General features: G+C 39.2%; 18 protein-coding genes. 8 read left to right on the top strand and 10 right to left on the bottom strand.

Annotated elements, in window-relative coordinates; all coding sequences use genetic code 11:
- Positions 1–18: 18 nt before the first annotated feature.
- Together V7108_RS14860 and V7108_RS14855 are read left to right on the top strand one after the other, a co-directional pair.
- Positions 19–681 (top strand): hypothetical protein, encoded by a 663-nt coding sequence (locus tag V7108_RS14860; protein WP_335514636.1) that lies wholly within the window; start codon positions 19–21, stop codon positions 679–681.
- A 46-nt stretch (positions 682–727) separates the two neighbouring features.
- Positions 728–2,257 carry a glycine betaine uptake BCCT transporter gene (locus V7108_RS14855; RefSeq protein WP_335514639.1) on the top strand — a complete coding sequence of 510 codons (1,530 nt, stop codon included), beginning with the start codon at positions 728–730 and terminating at the stop codon, positions 2,255–2,257.
- A gap of 151 nt (positions 2,258–2,408) precedes the next feature.
- On the opposite strand, the gene V7108_RS14850 is transcribed toward V7108_RS14855, so the two are convergent.
- From V7108_RS14850 to V7108_RS14840, 3 genes are all read right to left on the bottom strand, one after another.
- Positions 2,409–2,765, bottom strand: coding sequence for a nucleotide excision repair endonuclease (locus tag V7108_RS14850; RefSeq protein WP_335514642.1), 357 nt, complete (start codon positions 2,763–2,765; stop codon positions 2,409–2,411).
- Positions 2,766–3,015: 250 nt separating this feature from the next.
- Positions 3,016–4,227, bottom strand: coding sequence for an MFS transporter (locus V7108_RS14845; protein ID WP_335568650.1), 1,212 nt, complete (start codon positions 4,225–4,227; stop codon positions 3,016–3,018).
- 60 nt (positions 4,228–4,287) lie between these two features.
- Positions 4,288–4,938, bottom strand: coding sequence for a hypothetical protein (locus V7108_RS14840; protein ID WP_335568649.1), 651 nt, complete (start codon positions 4,936–4,938; stop codon positions 4,288–4,290).
- Here V7108_RS14840 and V7108_RS14835 point away from each other — a divergent pair.
- Complete coding sequence (locus V7108_RS14835) at positions 4,937–5,908, top strand: hypothetical protein (RefSeq protein WP_335568648.1); 972 nt, start codon at positions 4,937–4,939, stop codon at positions 5,906–5,908. The two genes, V7108_RS14840 and V7108_RS14835, sit on opposite strands and share 2 nt — an antisense overlap.
- A gap of 264 nt (positions 5,909–6,172) precedes the next feature.
- Here V7108_RS14835 and V7108_RS14830 read toward each other — a convergent pair whose 3' ends face one another.
- Entirely contained in the window at positions 6,173–6,325 is a 153-nt protein-coding gene (locus V7108_RS14830) for a hypothetical protein (RefSeq protein ID WP_335568647.1), read from the bottom strand.
- A 99-nt stretch (positions 6,326–6,424) separates the two neighbouring features.
- On the opposite strand from V7108_RS14830, the gene V7108_RS14825 reads away from it, so the two are divergent.
- The 4 genes from V7108_RS14825 (at position 6,425) to V7108_RS14810 (ending at position 9,214) form a co-directional block, all read left to right on the top strand.
- Positions 6,425–6,643 (top strand): DUF1659 domain-containing protein, encoded by a 219-nt coding sequence (locus V7108_RS14825; protein WP_335511329.1) that lies wholly within the window; start codon positions 6,425–6,427, stop codon positions 6,641–6,643.
- Positions 6,644–6,677: 34 nt separating this feature from the next.
- Positions 6,678–6,896 carry a DUF2922 domain-containing protein gene (locus V7108_RS14820; protein ID WP_335568646.1) on the top strand — a complete coding sequence of 73 codons (219 nt, stop codon included), beginning with the start codon at positions 6,678–6,680 and terminating at the stop codon, positions 6,894–6,896.
- Positions 6,897–7,111: 215 nt separating this feature from the next.
- Positions 7,112–7,582 (top strand): inner membrane protein YiaA, encoded by a 471-nt coding sequence (gene yiaA, locus V7108_RS14815; protein ID WP_335511333.1) that lies wholly within the window; start codon positions 7,112–7,114, stop codon positions 7,580–7,582.
- Positions 7,583–7,897: 315 nt separating this feature from the next.
- The gene (locus V7108_RS14810; RefSeq protein ID WP_335511336.1) at positions 7,898–9,214 is read left to right on the top strand and encodes an alkaline phosphatase; all 1,317 of its coding nucleotides are present in this window, start codon (positions 7,898–7,900) and stop codon (positions 9,212–9,214) included.
- A gap of 378 nt (positions 9,215–9,592) precedes the next feature.
- On the opposite strand, the gene V7108_RS14805 is transcribed toward V7108_RS14810, so the two are convergent.
- The 5 genes from V7108_RS14805 to V7108_RS14785 all read right to left on the bottom strand — a co-directional run bounded on the left by V7108_RS14805 (position 9,593) and on the right by V7108_RS14785 (position 12,906).
- A complete protein-coding gene (locus V7108_RS14805; RefSeq protein WP_335511339.1) occupies positions 9,593–10,018 on the bottom strand; it encodes an SRPBCC family protein in 426 nt (141 codons plus the stop codon).
- A 153-nt stretch (positions 10,019–10,171) separates the two neighbouring features.
- Positions 10,172–10,942 (bottom strand): HAAS domain-containing protein, encoded by a 771-nt coding sequence (locus tag V7108_RS14800; protein WP_335568645.1) that lies wholly within the window; start codon positions 10,940–10,942, stop codon positions 10,172–10,174.
- A 17-nt stretch (positions 10,943–10,959) separates the two neighbouring features.
- Positions 10,960–11,283: a PadR family transcriptional regulator gene (locus V7108_RS14795; protein ID WP_335568644.1), complete on the bottom strand. Its 324-nt coding sequence runs from the start codon at positions 11,281–11,283 to the stop codon at positions 10,960–10,962.
- Positions 11,284–11,565: 282 nt separating this feature from the next.
- On the bottom strand, positions 11,566–12,006 hold the full coding sequence (locus V7108_RS14790; protein ID WP_335511346.1) for a YybH family protein: 441 nt from the start codon (positions 12,004–12,006) through the stop codon (positions 11,566–11,568).
- Between the two features lie 354 nt (positions 12,007–12,360).
- Complete coding sequence (locus V7108_RS14785) at positions 12,361–12,906, bottom strand: hypothetical protein (protein WP_335568643.1); 546 nt, start codon at positions 12,904–12,906, stop codon at positions 12,361–12,363.
- Positions 12,907–13,167: 261 nt separating this feature from the next.
- On the opposite strand from V7108_RS14785, the gene V7108_RS14780 reads away from it, so the two are divergent.
- Complete coding sequence (locus tag V7108_RS14780) at positions 13,168–14,829, top strand: peptide ABC transporter substrate-binding protein (protein WP_335568642.1); 1,662 nt, start codon at positions 13,168–13,170, stop codon at positions 14,827–14,829.
- Positions 14,830–14,901: 72 nt separating this feature from the next.
- Here V7108_RS14780 and V7108_RS14775 read toward each other — a convergent pair whose 3' ends face one another.
- Positions 14,902–16,665 (bottom strand): SpoIID/LytB domain-containing protein, encoded by a 1,764-nt coding sequence (locus V7108_RS14775; RefSeq protein ID WP_335568641.1) that lies wholly within the window; start codon positions 16,663–16,665, stop codon positions 14,902–14,904.
- Between the last annotated feature and the right edge of the window lie 14 nt (positions 16,666–16,679).

Below are 16,679 nucleotides of genomic sequence, written 5' to 3'. Positions count from 1 at the left end.
TTGAAGGGAGATCGATTTGTGAAACTGTACCAAGTTCGAAAAGGACAATTTGTCTATTATAACAACGAATTACATAAGGTATATGGGGTAAAACCAATGTACAAGCTATCCGTTCATCTAATAAAGCTGCGGGATTTGACACAGCATATAACCAATGCCGCTAGTGTCGAAAAATACAAGCCAAAGGAACAGGATAGTTTTATCTTCAATCATAAGGCCTATACACTCAATAAGGATCGAAAGGCAGAAGAAGGTGATTTTGTATTAATCCACAATCCTATTCCGGATTCACTAGATACCTATTCGTTAAATGAAATCGATGTGGTGGAAACGGTAGATAAACATGGGGTCATTACGAGTAACTCTCACGGAATTAAACATAATGAATACCTATTGATGATACCAGGCCGTGCTTCTGACAGTCATCCAATCGATTATCAAAATAGTGATAGTGGTAATACAGAAAACCTAGAAGATCTTCCGCCAACGGTCCATAATAACCAACCGTTGCCGACATTGGGAGACATTTATAAAAAGAACGACAGTAACGAAATTGTTGAAGCAATGGTGGTCGCCGTTAAAGGCCATACGGTATATCTTGGAGGCGGGCTTGAGGTCCCGCAGGAAGAGTTGATGAACAGTGAGAAGTGGGAATTTCTCTACAATCTACTCGATAAGTGAAACCAGTAATACATTTAATACTCTTCCACTCAACTAGGAGGTTTCTATGACCAGGAAAAATCAAAGAAGCGGTAACAGTGTTTTTATCATTTCTTTATTACTAACCCTCATTTTTATTATCTGGGGTGTCTTTTTTACCGAAAATCTCACTAAAGTGACAGATATCGTCTATAGTGGATCGATTGATTACCTTGGGTGGTTTTATCTAGCTGCCACACTGTTCTTTGTGATCTTTTCGGTTTATTTACTTTTTTCCAAATACGGAGATATTCGGCTCGGCAAAAAAACGGACCGGCCTGATTTTAACACCGCTTCTTGGCTTGCGATGCTGTTTGGTGCAGGAATGGGAATCGGGATTGTCTACTGGGGTGTTGCCGAACCGGTCACCCATTACACGACTCCGCCTTATGGCGAAGGTTACACCGTTGACGCAGCCAATACTGCAATGAAATATACTTTTTTTCACTGGGGCTTGGATCCATGGGCCATCTATACCGTTATCGGGTTAGCACTAGCTTTTTTTCAATACAATAAAAAGCTGCCCGCCGCCATCAGTTCGGCATTTCATCCGATACTAGGTGATCGAATTTACGGGCCGATTGGGAAAACCATTGATATCCTATCTATTTTCGCAACCGTCTTCGGGATCGCAACCTCCTTAGGCCTTGGTGCCATGCAGGTGACAGCCGGAATGCATCATATATTTGGAGTTCCCAATACGTTATTCGTCCAGCTGATCGTGATCGTTGTTGCGACAGTCATATTTATCATCTCTATCAATACTGGCTTAGAGAAAGGAATTCAATACTTATCCAATGCGGCGATGATTTTATCCTTTGCCATTCTGCTGCTGATATTAATCGTTGGTCCAACCATGACCGTGATTAAAGTTTTCTTTAATACAACAGGGCTCTATATTAGTGATTTTATCCATATGAGTTTACGGCTGAGGCCCTTTGGTGAGGGGGAATGGATTGCATCCTGGACACTGTTTTATTGGGCATGGTGGATTGCCTGGGCTCCATTTGTCGGGATGTTTATCGCACGTGTTTCGAAGGGTAGAACCGTAAGGGAGTTTGTGATTGGCGTATTAATCGTTCCCACGCTCGGAACCTGTCTTTGGATGTCCGTATTTGGCGGTTCAGCACTTGAAATTGTACAAAACACAGGAAATCATGAACTGGCAAAGCATATCACCGAAAACGTATCCTTGGCCATCTTTACCTTTTTCGATTATCTGCCATTAAGTTCTGTGTTAAGCATTTTGGGGTTTGCGGTCGTCGCTATTTATTATATAACCGTTGCCGATACGGCCACCTTTGTCTTGGGGATGCTCAGTGAAGGCGGCACCTTAAATCCTTCCAATAAAATAAAAATGACATGGGGCGTCATTCAATCAGCTTTGGCGGCTGTCTTGCTATTAGCTGGCGGTTTAAACGTATTGCAAACAGCTTCCATTGCAGCGGCACTTCCATTTGCCATTATTTTGGTGGTCATGTGCTTCTCTTTAAAGAAAGGTTTACAAAGTGAAGTTGAAGTACAAAGAGGGGGTAAGCGTGGCGTGACTCATTCTTAAAAGCTATTTTCTAAAAATTTGTTGCTTGCGGGAATCAGACGAGTACCTGATTGAATTTGAACCCGATTTCAAAAAACAACAATGGTTGCGAAAAACAGACTTCTTAAAAGAAAAAAGGCAATAGGTGGATACCTACTGCCTTTCCCTTTGGTTATCTAAAAAACACCTTATCGATGTTGTACTTCGCCTTGGATTCGTTAACGATAAAGGTTTCATAAATTTCTCTATGTACAGGGTCGTCAATCACACAAACCTCAATCCTCGTCACTTCATCGCGATGGTCCTTGATTGGAGATACTGTATCTTCAAAATGCTTCTTAATTCTAGGTCGCAGCTTCCTAGCCTTCCCCACAAATAAAAGCTCTTTATTCTTATTAAAAAACATGAAGATCCCACCCTTATCACGTGGGATAAGATGAAAATCTGTAAATCCATAAATATTACTCATCTCTGGATTGTCTTGTTTGGTAATCGTAACGTCCGGTTTTGGAACAGTTATATTGATCACGTAAGCTCACTTCCTTTTTCAACAGTGCTTTAAATGCTAACACAAATCCTTAGTAATTACTATGCCCATATCTCAAAGATTCTAACTATTAAAATGAAGTCGATACCTAACACTCATAGAGTTCAAGTATATTTGCCCCCCTGCACGGAGCCAATTACTCATTCCACATGCTCTTCGGTCACTCCAGATACTCTGACCCTTCATTCACCAATCAAAAAAGACAGCTGGTTGCACCAACTACCCTAATAAATCAATTTTCCTGCAGTGCCCCCGCTCTATTTCCTCTAAGTTCTTTTTCTATTCTACCATGCAAGAAGTAGTAAAGGACGAGCGCTGCGAGGATGACTCCTGCCATGTATAAAAACAGGCCACGGTATCCCGTAATTGGAATCAGATACCCAAGTAAATAAGGTCCTGCACCAAGTCCTAAATCATAAAGAATGTAGAAAGTAGAGGTGGCCAAGCCAAACCGATGTGTGGGTGAGACTTGAATTGCGATCGTTTGCGCAACAGAAACGAAGTTACCATAACCCAAACCAATAAGTGCTGCGGATACTAATAATATCACTCCAATATATGACTGGCTAAACAATACCATTCCAATTGCAAAAACAATCAGACTTGGGTAAATGACGATATTTGCCCCTTTTGCATCCATTAAGCGGCCAGAAAATGGCCGTGAGAGTAACAGCATAATCGAATACACAAGAAAGAAAAAGCCAGCTGCGTCCACTAAATGAATTTCCTTCGCGTAAAAAGATAGAAAAGATAGCACGCCAGAATAGCCAAATCCAACGACAAGTGCCACAAATGAAATCGGCACTGCCTTATACTCAAGATAATTAGATAATTTAAATCCCTTTTCAGCCTGTTTGCTTTCCTTTTTAGGTATCGATATCACCGGGGGCTTCACTGCAAACGAGATGGCCAAACAAATAGCTGCCAGAAGTAAATTGAACATGAAAATCATTTGGAAATCCGTATAGCGAGTGAATAGCATTCCCACAAATGGACCGATGGCTGTTGCTAAAACAGCGCTCAAACTGAAGAAGCCAATTCCCTCTCCTCTTCTGGATTTCGGTACACTTTGAGCAATAATCGTCCCCGTTGCTGTACTGGCTACTCCGACTGCAACCCCATGAAACAATCGATTCATTAGCAATAATGGTAAATTCAACGTAACAAAATAAAACCCGCTCGCAAGGATAACCAGAATTAAGCCAATAACGAGCGTTTTTTTGCTTCCTGTACCTTCAATCATACGTCCTGTTAGTAGCCTGCCAACTAGCGATCCAATAATAAAAATACTAGAGACGAGGCCGGCAACACTAGTAGAGGCGTGAAATTGTTCAACCGCATAACCGCCAATCGTCACTATCAATAAAAAATAAACGAGTACTACTAGGAAGTTAATCAGCGACACGATGGTAAAATTTTTTGTCCACAGCTTCTCCTTACTCATATTTATCCCCCTGCTGCTGAAATCCGATATCGGATTAATATATAATATAATGATTTTATATTAATTAATTGTATCAAACAACCCTGCCAACTTAGTAACGGAGGAACAGCATCCAAATGAAAAAGCCAGGCGTACAGCCTGGCTCAGTAGTTTGAGATTCCCTATTTTATTTACGGCAATTACATCTAAATAAACATCCCATGTTCCTGCATTGTTTGCGTTTATTGTCCTGCTTTCTGTTGTCCCAATCATCATATCCGTCATGGTTGTCCTGCTTTCTGTTGTCCATGTCACCATATCTGTAATGGTTGTCCTGCTTTCTGTTGTCCCAGTCATCATATCTATCATGGCTGTTCTGCTTTCTGTTCTCCCAGCCATCATATCTGTCATGGTTGTTCTGCTTTCTGTTGTCCCAGCCATCGTATCTGTCATGGTTGTTCTGCTTTTCGTAGTCCCAGTCATCATATCCGTCATGGTCGTCTTGCATTTCGTAGTCCCAGTCATCATATCTGTCGTGGTTGTTTTGCTTTTTGTTGTCCCAGTCATCGTATCTGTCGTGGTTGTTCTGCTTTTTGTTGTCCCAGTCATCATATCCGTCGTGGTTGTTCTGCTTTTTGTTGTCCCAGTCATCATGTTTGTGATTGTTGTCCTGCTTTCTGCAGTCATCTTGTTTGTGGTTATTGTTCTGCTTTCTGCAGTTGCAGTTATCATGTTTATGATCATTTTCCTGCTTTTTGCAGTTGCAGTTATCATGTTTGCATTGGTTGTTTTGCTTTCTACAGTTGCAGTTATCATGTTTATGATCATTGTCCTGCTTTTTGCAGTCTTCATGTTTGTGGTTATTGTTTTGCTTTCTGCAGTTGCAGTTATCATGTTTGTGATCATTGTCTTGCTTTTTGCAGTTGCAGTTATCATGTTTGTGATCATTGTCTTGCTTTTTGCAGTTGCAGTTATCATGTTTGCATTGGTTGTCCTGCTTTCTGCAGTCTTCATGTTTGTGGTTATTGTTTTGCTTTCTACAGTTGCAGTTATTATGTGTGTGATCATTGTCTTGCTTTCTGCAGTTGCAGTTATCATGTCTGCATTGGTTGTCCTGCTTTTTGCAGTCTTCTTGTTTGTGGTTGTTGTTTTGCTTTCTACAGTTGCAGTTATTATGTCTGTGATCATTGTCTTGCTTTTTGCAGTTGCAGTTATCATCTTTGCATTGGTTGTCCTGCTTTCTGCAATCTTCATGTTTGTGGTTATTGTTTTGCTTTCTACAGTTGTAGTTATTATGTGTGTGATCATTGTCTTGCTTTCTGCAGTTGCGGTTATCATGTCTGTGATCATTGTCTTGCTTTTTGCAGTTGCAGTTATCATGTCTGTGATCATTGTCCTGCTTTCTGCAGTTGCAGTTATCATGTCTGTGATCATTGTCCTGCTTTCTGCAGTTGCAATCATCATGCTTGCGCTCATTATCTTGCTTTTTGCAGTCTTCTTGTTTGTAGTTATTGTTCTTCTTTCTACAGTTGCAATCATCATGCTTGTGATCATTATCTTGTTTTTTGCAGTCATCATGCTGATCATTATTACCATGCTTATTTTTATCTTGGTGCTGGTCGTTTTGCTGACCTTTCTTATTTTCTTTCTGATCTTTTCCATGGCCTTTCCGATGATGGTGTTTCTTATTGCCTTTCATTAACCCTCTCTCCCATCTTAAAAAACATATTATTTACCTTCAGTTTATTAAGAGTAGGGAAAAATGGTTGGACAAACTGTTAAAATGGGCAACAACATTAACAGCCAAATGAGGTTGCATCCTTGTCACAACAACTATTTACTGGAATCAGGTTAAAGTCTTTCTAGAGAAGTACCACTCTCTGATACCAAATCATATTCACCTTTTTAAGGTGACTTTTTTAAAATTTCTAATAGGCCCCCCCTAAACATCGAAAATTTCCGACTATTATTTTCTTAACGCATTAATTAAAAGTGTTTCAAACGGAGTGGTTTCAACATTTCTACAACTTTTTAAAAATAAGAATATCGATTGGATATTTTGCCTGGTCGATAACTCAAGTCTCACCTGCAGTGACCAAAATCCTCCATCATCTACCACTTGGGGGCACTCCAGAAAAAAATAGTAAATCTTTTCTCCAAACACCATGTCCTTTTCGCCTTCTTAATTATATATAAAGGGTGAAAGGAGGTGATCACGATGGCACAAGCAGTGATAACTACAACCAAGTTACGTTTGGTGTTCCAGGTTGGCATGGATGACGATGGCAAACCACTTCTGAAGGCGAAGACCTTCAGCAATATCCACAAATCTGCAACTCCTGAACAGCTGTTACAAGCAGCACAAGCTATTATTGGTTTGTCCGGCGACAATCTCAGAAATATTGAGAGAGTCGACAATTCAGATTTACTAGCGTAAGCAGAAAAGAAAAATAGGATAGGAGGTGAATGAATTGGCAAAAACATTGGAGTTAGAGTTTGTGACCGATTTTGGTAAACCTGCTCGTTTATCGGTAGAAAATCCGAAGGAACCAATTGAGGAAGCAGTTGTAAAACAAGCAATGGAAGTAATGATCGCGTCTGGCGTTTTTACTTCATCAAACGGGAACTATGCTTCTGTGAAGGGAGCAAGGGTAATCGACCGTAATGTTACCGAATATGAACTAGTTTAATAGCGAGGAGGCCGGTTTCTTTGAGAACTGGCCTCTTTTAATTGTGTGGCTTCACGTGAGAGTAAAAAACACTTAATGATGGCCGGTACGGTTCTTTCCAATGTAAATAATGGGGTAAAATTCTCTTTTCTTTGTCAAAATTTTCTATATAATGGATATAGGCAGGAGCAAAACAGCTCCTTTTTTATTTAGATAAAAAATGGGGGGATTCATTAATGTCTAATGAAAATGAGGTTATAGTAGATAAAGGAAAACAAAAGGAACCAAAAATGAAAGCAGTAAGAAAAGAAGGAGAACCGACTGCTGCTTTTATCGGGGCTTCCTGGGCAGCATTATTGGTAGGTGTTGCAGCTTATCTTATCGGCTTGTTTAATGCGGCAATGCAATTGAACGAAAAAGGCTATTACTTTGCAGTATTAGTATTCGGCCTCTATGCGGCGGTATCGTTACAAAAAGCAGTACGGGATAAAGAAGAAGGAATACCCGTTACGAATATTTACTATGGTATTAGCTGGTTTGCCGTGATTGTTGCGATTTCCTTAATGGGCATCGGCTTATACAATGCAGGAAGTATTGTACTAAGCGAAAAAGGATTTTATGCGATGTCATTTGTTCTAAGTATCTTTGCGGCCATAACCGTTCAAAAGAATATTAGAGATACACAAAGAGCAAGAGAAAGAGATTAATTATATCAGCTAAACTAGCTTCCATAAAAGCAGGGATTATCCAAAAATAGATGATCTCTGCTTTTTTGTGTCTTTTTAAAACTGCGGTTTCCCGTTAAGTGGTGACACTATCAGGTAAATTACCGTTCGTCCTGGCCGAGCGTCATTGTTCGAGCCGATTATTAAGAATCTTTTGAGTTTTTGTTAAACAATTGTATTTTTTGAAAAAAGATCCCTTTTCTGTGTTATAACTTGATTGACATTAATGATTACATTGGTTTCATGCAAATGGTTGACCCAAAAAGATGGAACTACATTTGAAAGGTGCTGTTTTGTTTGTTACATTCCACCATTCAGTTAAATGATTTTAATGTAAATGGTATTCCTTATATGGCGAATGGTCTGTTCCACCCAATGAAAAAAGTAAAAAATATAATTTTATTAATCGGTGATGGAATGGGTTTTTCCTACACCACAGGCCTTCGTTATTTCAATCATAACGCTCGAAAGGGACTCATGAATCCCACCATTTTTGATCGATACTTTGTTGGCACACAATCTACCTATTCATTAGACGCAAATAGCAATATCACAGACTCTGCTGCGGCAGGGACTGCTTTAGCAACAGGCTATAAAACTTATAATGGTGCGCTTGGATTAAATAGTGAAAAACAGGCGGTTCCGACGATTTTAGAATATGCCAAATTTCGCGGCAAATCTACTGGACTCGTAGGAACGAGTCAAATCAATCATGCTACACTTGCGGCGTTCGCTGCACATCATGAATCCAGGGAGAACTATAATGAAATTGCGGATGATTATCTCGATGAACGGATTGATGGCAAGCACAAAATCGATGTGCTGCTAGGGGGAGGAACTTCCTATTTTTCTCGAGATGACCGAAATTTAGTAGAGGAGTTTTTAAAAAATGGATTTGGATATGCCAGAAATTCCATTGAGCTTCTTGCCGATCGTAACGAAAAATTATTGGGTCTATTTGCTCCAAAGGAACTTCCTAAACACATCGATCGCTATTTGAAAACAACCATACCCTCTCTCTCACAAATGACTAACGCTGCACTGCAGCGCTTGAAGCAAAATCCAAATGGCTTTTTTCTGATGGTGGAAGGAAGTCAAATCGATTGGGCGGGACATGACAATGATATCGTGGGGGCAATGAGTGAGGTCAAAGACTTTGAAGCAGCTTTTCATGCGGCATTACAATTTGCGTCAACTCGAGAGGATACCCTTGTGATTTCAACAGCCGATCACTCAACGGGAGGAATGAGTATCGATCGTAATGATAATTATAAATGGGACCCAAGTGTTATTAGATCGATAAAATCAACTCCGGCCAAGATTGCAGCACATCTGCATAAAACAAAAGAACTATCAACCATAACACGCCATATGCAGCTTTCCCTTCAGGAAGATGACTTGAAAACCATCCAATCTACTTTAGAAATGGAAGTCGAAAACACACGTCAAACGCTCATCAACATCATCAATCACTATTCCAGTACGGGCTGGACGACCAAAGGTCATACCGGCGAGGACGTTCCCATCTATGCATATGGTGTTAACCGACACATGTTCAGTGGAAGAATGGAAAATAGTGATATTGGCAGGATTCTTTTTGATATGATTGATTGAGGAGCAGTTTTTCTAAAAAGGTGGAAGGCCGGTCTCAGATAGAAGCCAGCCTTCTATAATCGGTCGCACTTTGTGCCTAGGGCGGCCTATTTTTTCGGATCGTAGAGAGCCTTTTCGTCGTCTTTGGTTCAACTGCGACGAATAGATTCCTCAAAATAAGAGGCGGGCCACTATTGTTACCCTATTTCCATTCCTCTCGATTTACGGGCACAATCCTTCCATTATTGTTACCCTATTTCCTTCCCTCTCGATTTACGGGCACAATTAATCCAACCGTTATTATTGCTGTCTAACAAGCCAAAGAAAAAATGGCAGTATCCCTGGCAATTTGAAAAATCATCGCCACAGACACACGCCATTAATTCCGTTTAGTACTTTTTAAATAGATGTTTCCTCTGCATATTTTTTAAAATTATCTAGAATTGCCTGCCATCCTTGTTGCTGCATCTCAACTGGATTTTCCGTTTCCGCATCAAACGTTTCAATGACTTCGGTTGCGTGATCTTGACCTTTAAAAGTGATGTTTACCTTTCTTCCATCACCCAGTGTATACGCAATAACCTCATGTACTTTCACTTCATCGTAAACTCCGCCAAAGTCAAAACCAAAACTGCCATCTTTTGCTTCCATTCTTGAAAGGAATTTCCCGCCTACTCGTAAATCATTCTCAGCAATAGGTGTGTGCCAGTCTTCTGAAGCTGAATTCCATTTTTTGATATGAGTTGGCTCTGTCCAATATTCCCATACCTTTTCTACTGGTGCTTGAACGGTTGTTGCTACTGTTACTTTTTTAGATGTTTCCATACCATTTTCCGCCTCTCTAATAATTTCTAGCGATCTGTCCACAATAGCTGTCTGACTATATTGTAGATGATGGAGAAAAGTTACGCTACTTTTACATTGTTTCCTTTTAATATGATAGGTAATCCTATTTAGTTTAGAAGTATCAGCAGGTTTCTATTCGATTATTTCCTTATTCCTTTTTTCCTTCTTCACCATGTAAAATAAATATAGTCCAATACATACATAAGTGATGACTGTGCTCGTAATTAACTGTGTAACTACATTAAAAGAAGTAAATGATAATAAATATGTGGGCAGGTGAAGTGCTAGTAATGTTACAGGCAAAATAACCGTCTTCGCCCAAACAGAAAATAGGATAATAAAACAAAGAGTAAACAATCCAATGACCAAACTGCCTATCATTCCAAAATCAATGACCGGCGTTTTATAAATAGAATCAACGATTAGTATTCCTCCGATTAATAACATACTAATCATAACCGGCACCAATAAGATGAAAAACTCTACCATTCTCGACAGTTGATTTCTAGCTATATAGCGAAAAGCAATCATTACTCCGCCAAGGAACAAGATGCTATACACAATACTTCCAATAATTTTTAATAGGCTATAGCTTAATGTCCCATGTATTAGGTCTCCAAATACAAAATAAGACAAAGAACCAACAATTATAAGTGGTATATATTTTGCCCAAGCACGATAGTCCGTCTTCATTTCACTTGAAATACTCATCATATATTCCTTTGGTGAGGCACCTACGATTTGATCAATGGATTTACCATTTTGTTCAGCTTCATATAGATGATCCTCAAGTTCTTCCGTAATTTCTCTAATCTCTCGGTCGTTTTTCCCGCTTGAAAACAAATATACTCGTAAGTCATCGAGAAATTTCTTACTCTTTATTGATAATTGATTTGCTGTCACATTCTCCACCTCGCCTCTTAATTTTCTTCCTTAATAACGGCATTCACACATTTTTCAAGTTGCTCCCATCTACTTAGAAAATCATTCAATGCTTGCTGTCCCTCGTTTGTTAAAGAGTAATACTTTCTCTTGGGGCCAGCTGTAGAATTTCTAAGGACAGACGTGACTAGCCCTTCACGCTGCATTCTCATTAATAATGGATAGATGGTGCCTTCACTGATCGTATCAAAACCATACCTGCCTAAGCTCTCAGCCATCTCATAGCCATAGCATTCCTTCTTCGAGATGATTGCCAAGAGGCAGCCATCTAATATTCCCTTCATCATTTGTGTTTGTGACATTCACTCACCACTCTCAATGTCTTGTATTGCAAGGTATACATCCAGTATAAATCGGTATACCTTGCAATACAAGGGTATTAGAAAAATTTTCCTTAAAAAACAAAAGACCGCACTCAGCAACTTCTATCATACGTTAAATAGCACACAAAAAAAGCTCAGAGTAACTCCAAGCTTGTCCTTTTTTAGAGGCGTTTTTTCATTAAAGCCTCCGATTGTAGAAGCAAATAGAGGGATTATATGTGAAATTATTTTACTTTTTTCCCCTACTACCTGTAACTCTTATTATTTTAGGTTGAACATACCTTTTCCAGTTTGCATATCTACTGGCAATGATGAATGTTCGTGTGTTATGAGCCAAGACTCATTTACTTTTTTTAAGCAAAATGTAAAACGGTTTGTCATTTGACGAAGTTTCTCTTCAGATTTTTCTTTGTAAGCAGCGAACGTAACGGCACAATGAATAAATGCAATATTAGTATTTTCCTCTATAGTTAAATCATTAAAATCTACTTTTAGTATATCTCCGTCTTCACTCAATCCATTAAACCACTCAATCACATTTTCTCTCCATAAAGAAATACCCGTACACTCCCAGTTTCCCCAGCAATCATAAATATGTACATCAGCAGCATAGGCAGATAGGAATTTTTCAGCATCTTTTTCATAAACGGCATATTTGTAATTTTCTAGAACGTCCTGAACTTTACTAATACCAATCGACATAAAGTCATCTCCTTTATAAAAAGTTAAGTTCGATTATTATTTTCATATTCAACCTGTTTCCTTATTCGACAATCTTGTCCTTTAACGGAACAAGACAAATTCACTACAATTATATTTTAACATAAATTTCCTATTCCTTTATTTACCTTTATAACATCAAATAACAACTATAATCACACCCAAAATAGCGGAATGACAATGGCTGTTGTCATTCCGTTATTTCAAGTGGGGCGTTTCTATGTTACCCAAATCATCGGGCTCCCATGGTTTCGGGCAAGTGGAGCACAAATCAACAGTACAGCAACATATGGCTGCTTTCTCCACCACATCGGTGACAGGCACCACGTAAAATGGTTAAACTTTAACCTCGCAAACCACTCTAGATGTAAGTGATAGGATTCCAAAATGTAACGCAGTTACCCATTTTAATTGTTCAAACGTCAGGGTTTTGTTCGTAAAGTTTCCTGTGATACACCCTGCCGTAAACTGGTGGCAGTTTTTTGTAAACAGGTTATACCCCCTTGGGTCATCTCTTTTATCCAATGCTCTTTCCGCTATTTTGGGATCAGCCAAGACTCCCTCTTTATTACATAGGGCATAAACAGTAAATCCCGTTCTCACCAGACTTTCTCCTATAGAGACAAATTGCTCAAAACCTACCTCTCTTACCACGCCATCCCCCGTCAATTCAACAATCTTATTATTCCCCACATAAATCCCTGAATGTTCTGCGGACCCTAATAAAAGATCACACCAAACAATGGCCCCTTCAGACAACAAAGGCCTTTCTTTTAAGATATCTGTGAGGTGATAGCTTAGCCTTTTTACTCTCCCATAAAACAAGATCTTCACCTTCTTGTTTACTTGTAATCGTTCATTATATATTTCTGTAGCCTGCAAAATATTCCCTTCATTTTTAGCACAATTATCTTTCTAGCCCTATTTCGTAATTTCCTTCGCGATAAAATATTAGTCTACCAATCCAGAAAATTATCCGGTTCATGATAGCTGCCTATACTCAACAAAAAAATCAAATCTTCTAAAAATTATTGCAGAATACTTTACAAGCAATCTAGTAATGCCTATAATTAGCATTTATAGTTTCAACTTTCTGTAGAGATATAATTTTCAGAATCAATACGCATCAAGGAGGAGTAAGAAGTGAAAGCAAAAAATTGGTTATTACTTTTAATGTTTGGATTAGCGCTTAGTGTATTAGCAGCTTGTTCAGGCGATGAATCCAAGAAATCTTCAGGTACAAAAAGTGACGGGGTTACGGAGGAAAAGGTACTTAACTTTATAAACCCAGAAGCCATTCCATCCATGGATCCATCTTTAGCTACAGATGAATCTTCCTTTGTTAATTTAGCTGCAACAATGGAGGGTCTATACCGATTAGATGAAAAAACACAAGCCTCTCCTGGGGTTGCTTCCAGTCATAAAGTAAGTGAAGATGGTCTGACTTGGACCTTTACCTTACGTGAGGATGCAAAATGGTCAAATGGAGATCCAGTAACAGCTCATGACTTTGTCTATGCATGGCAGCGTGCCGTTGATCCTGCAACAGGATCAGAATATGGACCATACATGATGAGCGGCGTAATCAAAAATGCTTCAGCGATCAGCAAAGGAGAACTTGCCGTGGATCAGCTGGGAGTAAAAGCTGACGGTGATTTTACACTTGTGGTTGAATTAGAAAACGCCACACCGTACTTTGAAACATTAACGACATTCGGCACATTCTTCCCATTAAATAAAAAGTTTGTGGAGGAAAAGGGCGATAGTTTTGCAACGAGTTCAGAAAACATATTATCGAATGGACCATACACGATTTCCAATTGGACAAGCACAAGCGATTCATGGGATCTAGTGAAAAATGAAGAGTATTGGGATGCCAATACAGTGAAAATGGATAAACTGACGTTCAAAGTCGTAAAAGATCCACAAACTGCTTTAGATTTATATGAAGAAGGAACGGTAGATCGAATCGATCTAACATCCGATTTAGTAGACCAGTATTCTACAAGTGATGATTACATAGTTTCACCAGAAACTTTTTCCTATTTCATAAAATTCAATCAAACCACATCGGATGCGCTGGCAAATAAGAATATTCGTGCTGCCATCAGCAGAGCATTTGACAAAGATGCTTTAGTCGGCGAGATTTTAAACAATGGTTCGATCGCTTCGAATGGGCTGATTCCAGCTGACTTTACTCCAATGCCTGAAACAGGTGAGGATTTCCGTAAAGTAAGTGGAGATCTTGTCACGTATGACCTAAAAGCAGCAAAAGAATTCTGGGCAAAAGGACTGGAAGAGTTAGGTACCGATTCTGTTGAGCTCGAATTTTTAGCAGATGATGACAAAACCACTAAGAATTTAGTTGAATATGTTGCCAACCAGCTTTCAACCAATCTAGAAGGTTTAAAGGTTAATATTAAACAAGTTCCGAAAGAACAGCGTCTAGATTTAGATTCGAATATGGATTATCAAATGCAGCTTACCCGTTGGGGCCCTGACTTCCTTGATCCATTTACATTCATGAACTTATGGACCACGGATAGCGGTAACAACTGGACTGGATATTCTAGCCCGGAATATGACAAGTTAGTAAGTGAAACAGCTTCAACCCTTGCTACAGATAGTGTGGCACGATACAACAACTTCTTAGAGGCTGAAAAAGTACTATTTGAGGATGCGGCAATTGCCCCAGTTTACCAATCTTCAAGAGCACAATTAGTTTCTCCAAAAGTGAAGGGTGTGTTCGTGAACCCATTTGGAGCAACCTACGAATATAAATGGGCAGATGTAGATACCGAGTAAGTGTTCTTCATTAGAAAGAGAGGGGGAAATGCCGATTGGCACTTCCCCCTCTCTTTTTTATTTTGGCTCCAATTAGTTACCAATAACAGAAACATCCGTCAAAGTCATATTAGGATAATAGTGTGTTAATATGTCATTAAACGCCCATCCGCTTAGACCTAATTGAGAAGCCCCGTATTGACTCATTCCTACACCATGGCCATTCCCGCCTCCGAAGAAGGTAACACCATTTTCTCCGTCGATTTCAAAACTAAAGAACGCAGAAGGTAGAATCGTATAGTTTGTTAGCGGTGCAGCAGTATAACCAGTGCTTCCACCTGTAGCACGGTACAATAATACATCTCCACCACCAGTATAAGCTTTTACTGGTCTTATAGTGAAACGAATATTATATTCCTTGACAATTTTATAGGTTCCAGTCGTACCTTCAATGACGAGTTCCATAATATTGCCGCCATCACCACGTTTTATAACGTACATATTTAAAAATTCTCCAATGCCTTCCGCAGGAATCGGCTGGCTTACAAATTCACCAGATTCATTTTTTGTTAAAATAAAATTAGGATCAGCAGCATATCTACCCTTAATATTGCTATTAATGGTATTCGCTAGCTCTTCTTTAGTGAAACTTACTTTCCATCTGAAGTAAGCAGATGTGTCATCATATCCTCTATAAGAAAGTGTTTTATAAAAGTCTAGTATTTGTTGTTCGTCTGACGTATCGATAGTAAGCATTTTACTAGAATCATTGGGATCAAACGTATGGCTTTGTGCTAGTAAATATGGAACTGCCTGCCCTGGGAATGATCCATCCCCATCGGCCCATACCTGGTGTTTAGATGCCCCAAAACCACCTGAAGTAGAATAGTATCTAGCATCTACTAAACTGCCATCCTTACTATACATAATAACCCCTTTTGTTTCCTGTACCGCTTGTGTGGTTAAAGCATTTTCAGCAGTATTGTTATACACCTGGCTCATGACACTGTCTAAAACAAAATAACCATCTTTAGCAAATCGATCACCTAAATAATCTCCTAAAGCATACGTTCTAGCTGCAACCGCCTGTGCTTTTAAAGCACTTAGTCCGAAGGAAGCTGGCATTTCACTAGGAACTACCTGGTATAAATACTCTTCAAAATCCACATCATTGATTAATTTTAGTTTACCAGCAGCTGCTGTAATTTCAAAAATTCCTCGATAGGAAGGAACCCCCGCAGCTCTCGTAATATTGTCTACCTTAATTTTACTGCCCTCTTCTGTAGACACATAAAGACGATTTGAGGTCGAGTAAACTTCCGTACCATCTTGATTTTTAACTGTGACTACATTTGAAACTGCTGTAAAAATAATCTTCTCATTAGCAACAATCTCAAAACTTGCATTTGCTCTCTTATCAAGAATCGTAAGCCCTGTTGGAGAACTCATTTCAATCTTATCATGGTCCATTGATGCAAAACCTGTAGTCATGATACCAACTCTCATATTCTCAACTGGAGTCGGCCCTTCAATAAAGATTTTATGAATTTCACCTTTATGATTTACCCTAACAGTGACATTTTCTGCACCGACTCTTACATCCTTTAGTGATTTTTCAACTTTTTTCCCGTCAATGATCTGTGTAACTTCATAATCTTCATGCAGTGGCAGAACTCCATGAATCTCTAATTCTAGCGTTTTATTCGCAGTATCTTTCGCCATAATCTTTTCTGTAACTAAATCCCAGGAGCTTGCTGAAACATTCGCCTGTCCAGGTAACAGCTGTGGAAAAAGTCCAACTAGTAGCATGACTGCTGCTACTATACGAATTAACTTATATACCTTTTTTATTATCATCATAGACCTCCTAA

The sequence above is a fragment of the Neobacillus vireti genome, from assembly GCF_036962345.1.
GTDB classification, from domain to species: Bacteria; Bacillota; Bacilli; order Bacillales; family Cytobacillaceae; genus Neobacillus; species Neobacillus vireti_A.
Note: the sequence above shows the minus strand (reverse complement) of the source record. Positions and strands in the feature narration are given on the sequence as shown.

Excerpts from the sequence above, each read along its gene's own strand:
- V7108_RS14835 (WP_335568648.1), top strand. The coding sequence starts at position 4,937 with ATGTTTATGATCATTTTCCTGCTTTTTGCAGTTGCAGTTATCATGTTT.
- V7108_RS14790 (WP_335511346.1), bottom strand. The coding sequence starts at position 12,006 with ATGTCGATTGGTATTAGTAAAGTTCAGGACGTTCTAGAAAATTACAAA.
- V7108_RS14775 (WP_335568641.1), bottom strand. The coding sequence starts at position 16,665 with ATGATAATAAAAAAGGTATATAAGTTAATTCGTATAGTAGCAGCAGTC.
- V7108_RS14805 (WP_335511339.1), bottom strand. The coding sequence starts at position 10,018 with ATGGAAACATCTAAAAAAGTAACAGTAGCAACAACCGTTCAAGCACCA.
- V7108_RS14840 (WP_335568649.1), bottom strand. The coding sequence starts at position 4,938 with ATGATAACTGCAACTGCAGAAAGCAGAACAATAACCACAAACAAGATG.
- V7108_RS14845 (WP_335568650.1), bottom strand. The coding sequence starts at position 4,227 with ATGAGTAAGGAGAAGCTGTGGACAAAAAATTTTACCATCGTGTCGCTG.
- V7108_RS14825 (WP_335511329.1), top strand. The coding sequence starts at position 6,425 with ATGGCACAAGCAGTGATAACTACAACCAAGTTACGTTTGGTGTTCCAG.
- V7108_RS14795 (WP_335568644.1), bottom strand. The coding sequence starts at position 11,283 with ATGTCACAAACACAAATGATGAAGGGAATATTAGATGGCTGCCTCTTG.
- yiaA (WP_335511333.1), top strand. The coding sequence starts at position 7,112 with ATGTCTAATGAAAATGAGGTTATAGTAGATAAAGGAAAACAAAAGGAA.
- V7108_RS14855 (WP_335514639.1), top strand. The coding sequence starts at position 728 with ATGACCAGGAAAAATCAAAGAAGCGGTAACAGTGTTTTTATCATTTCT.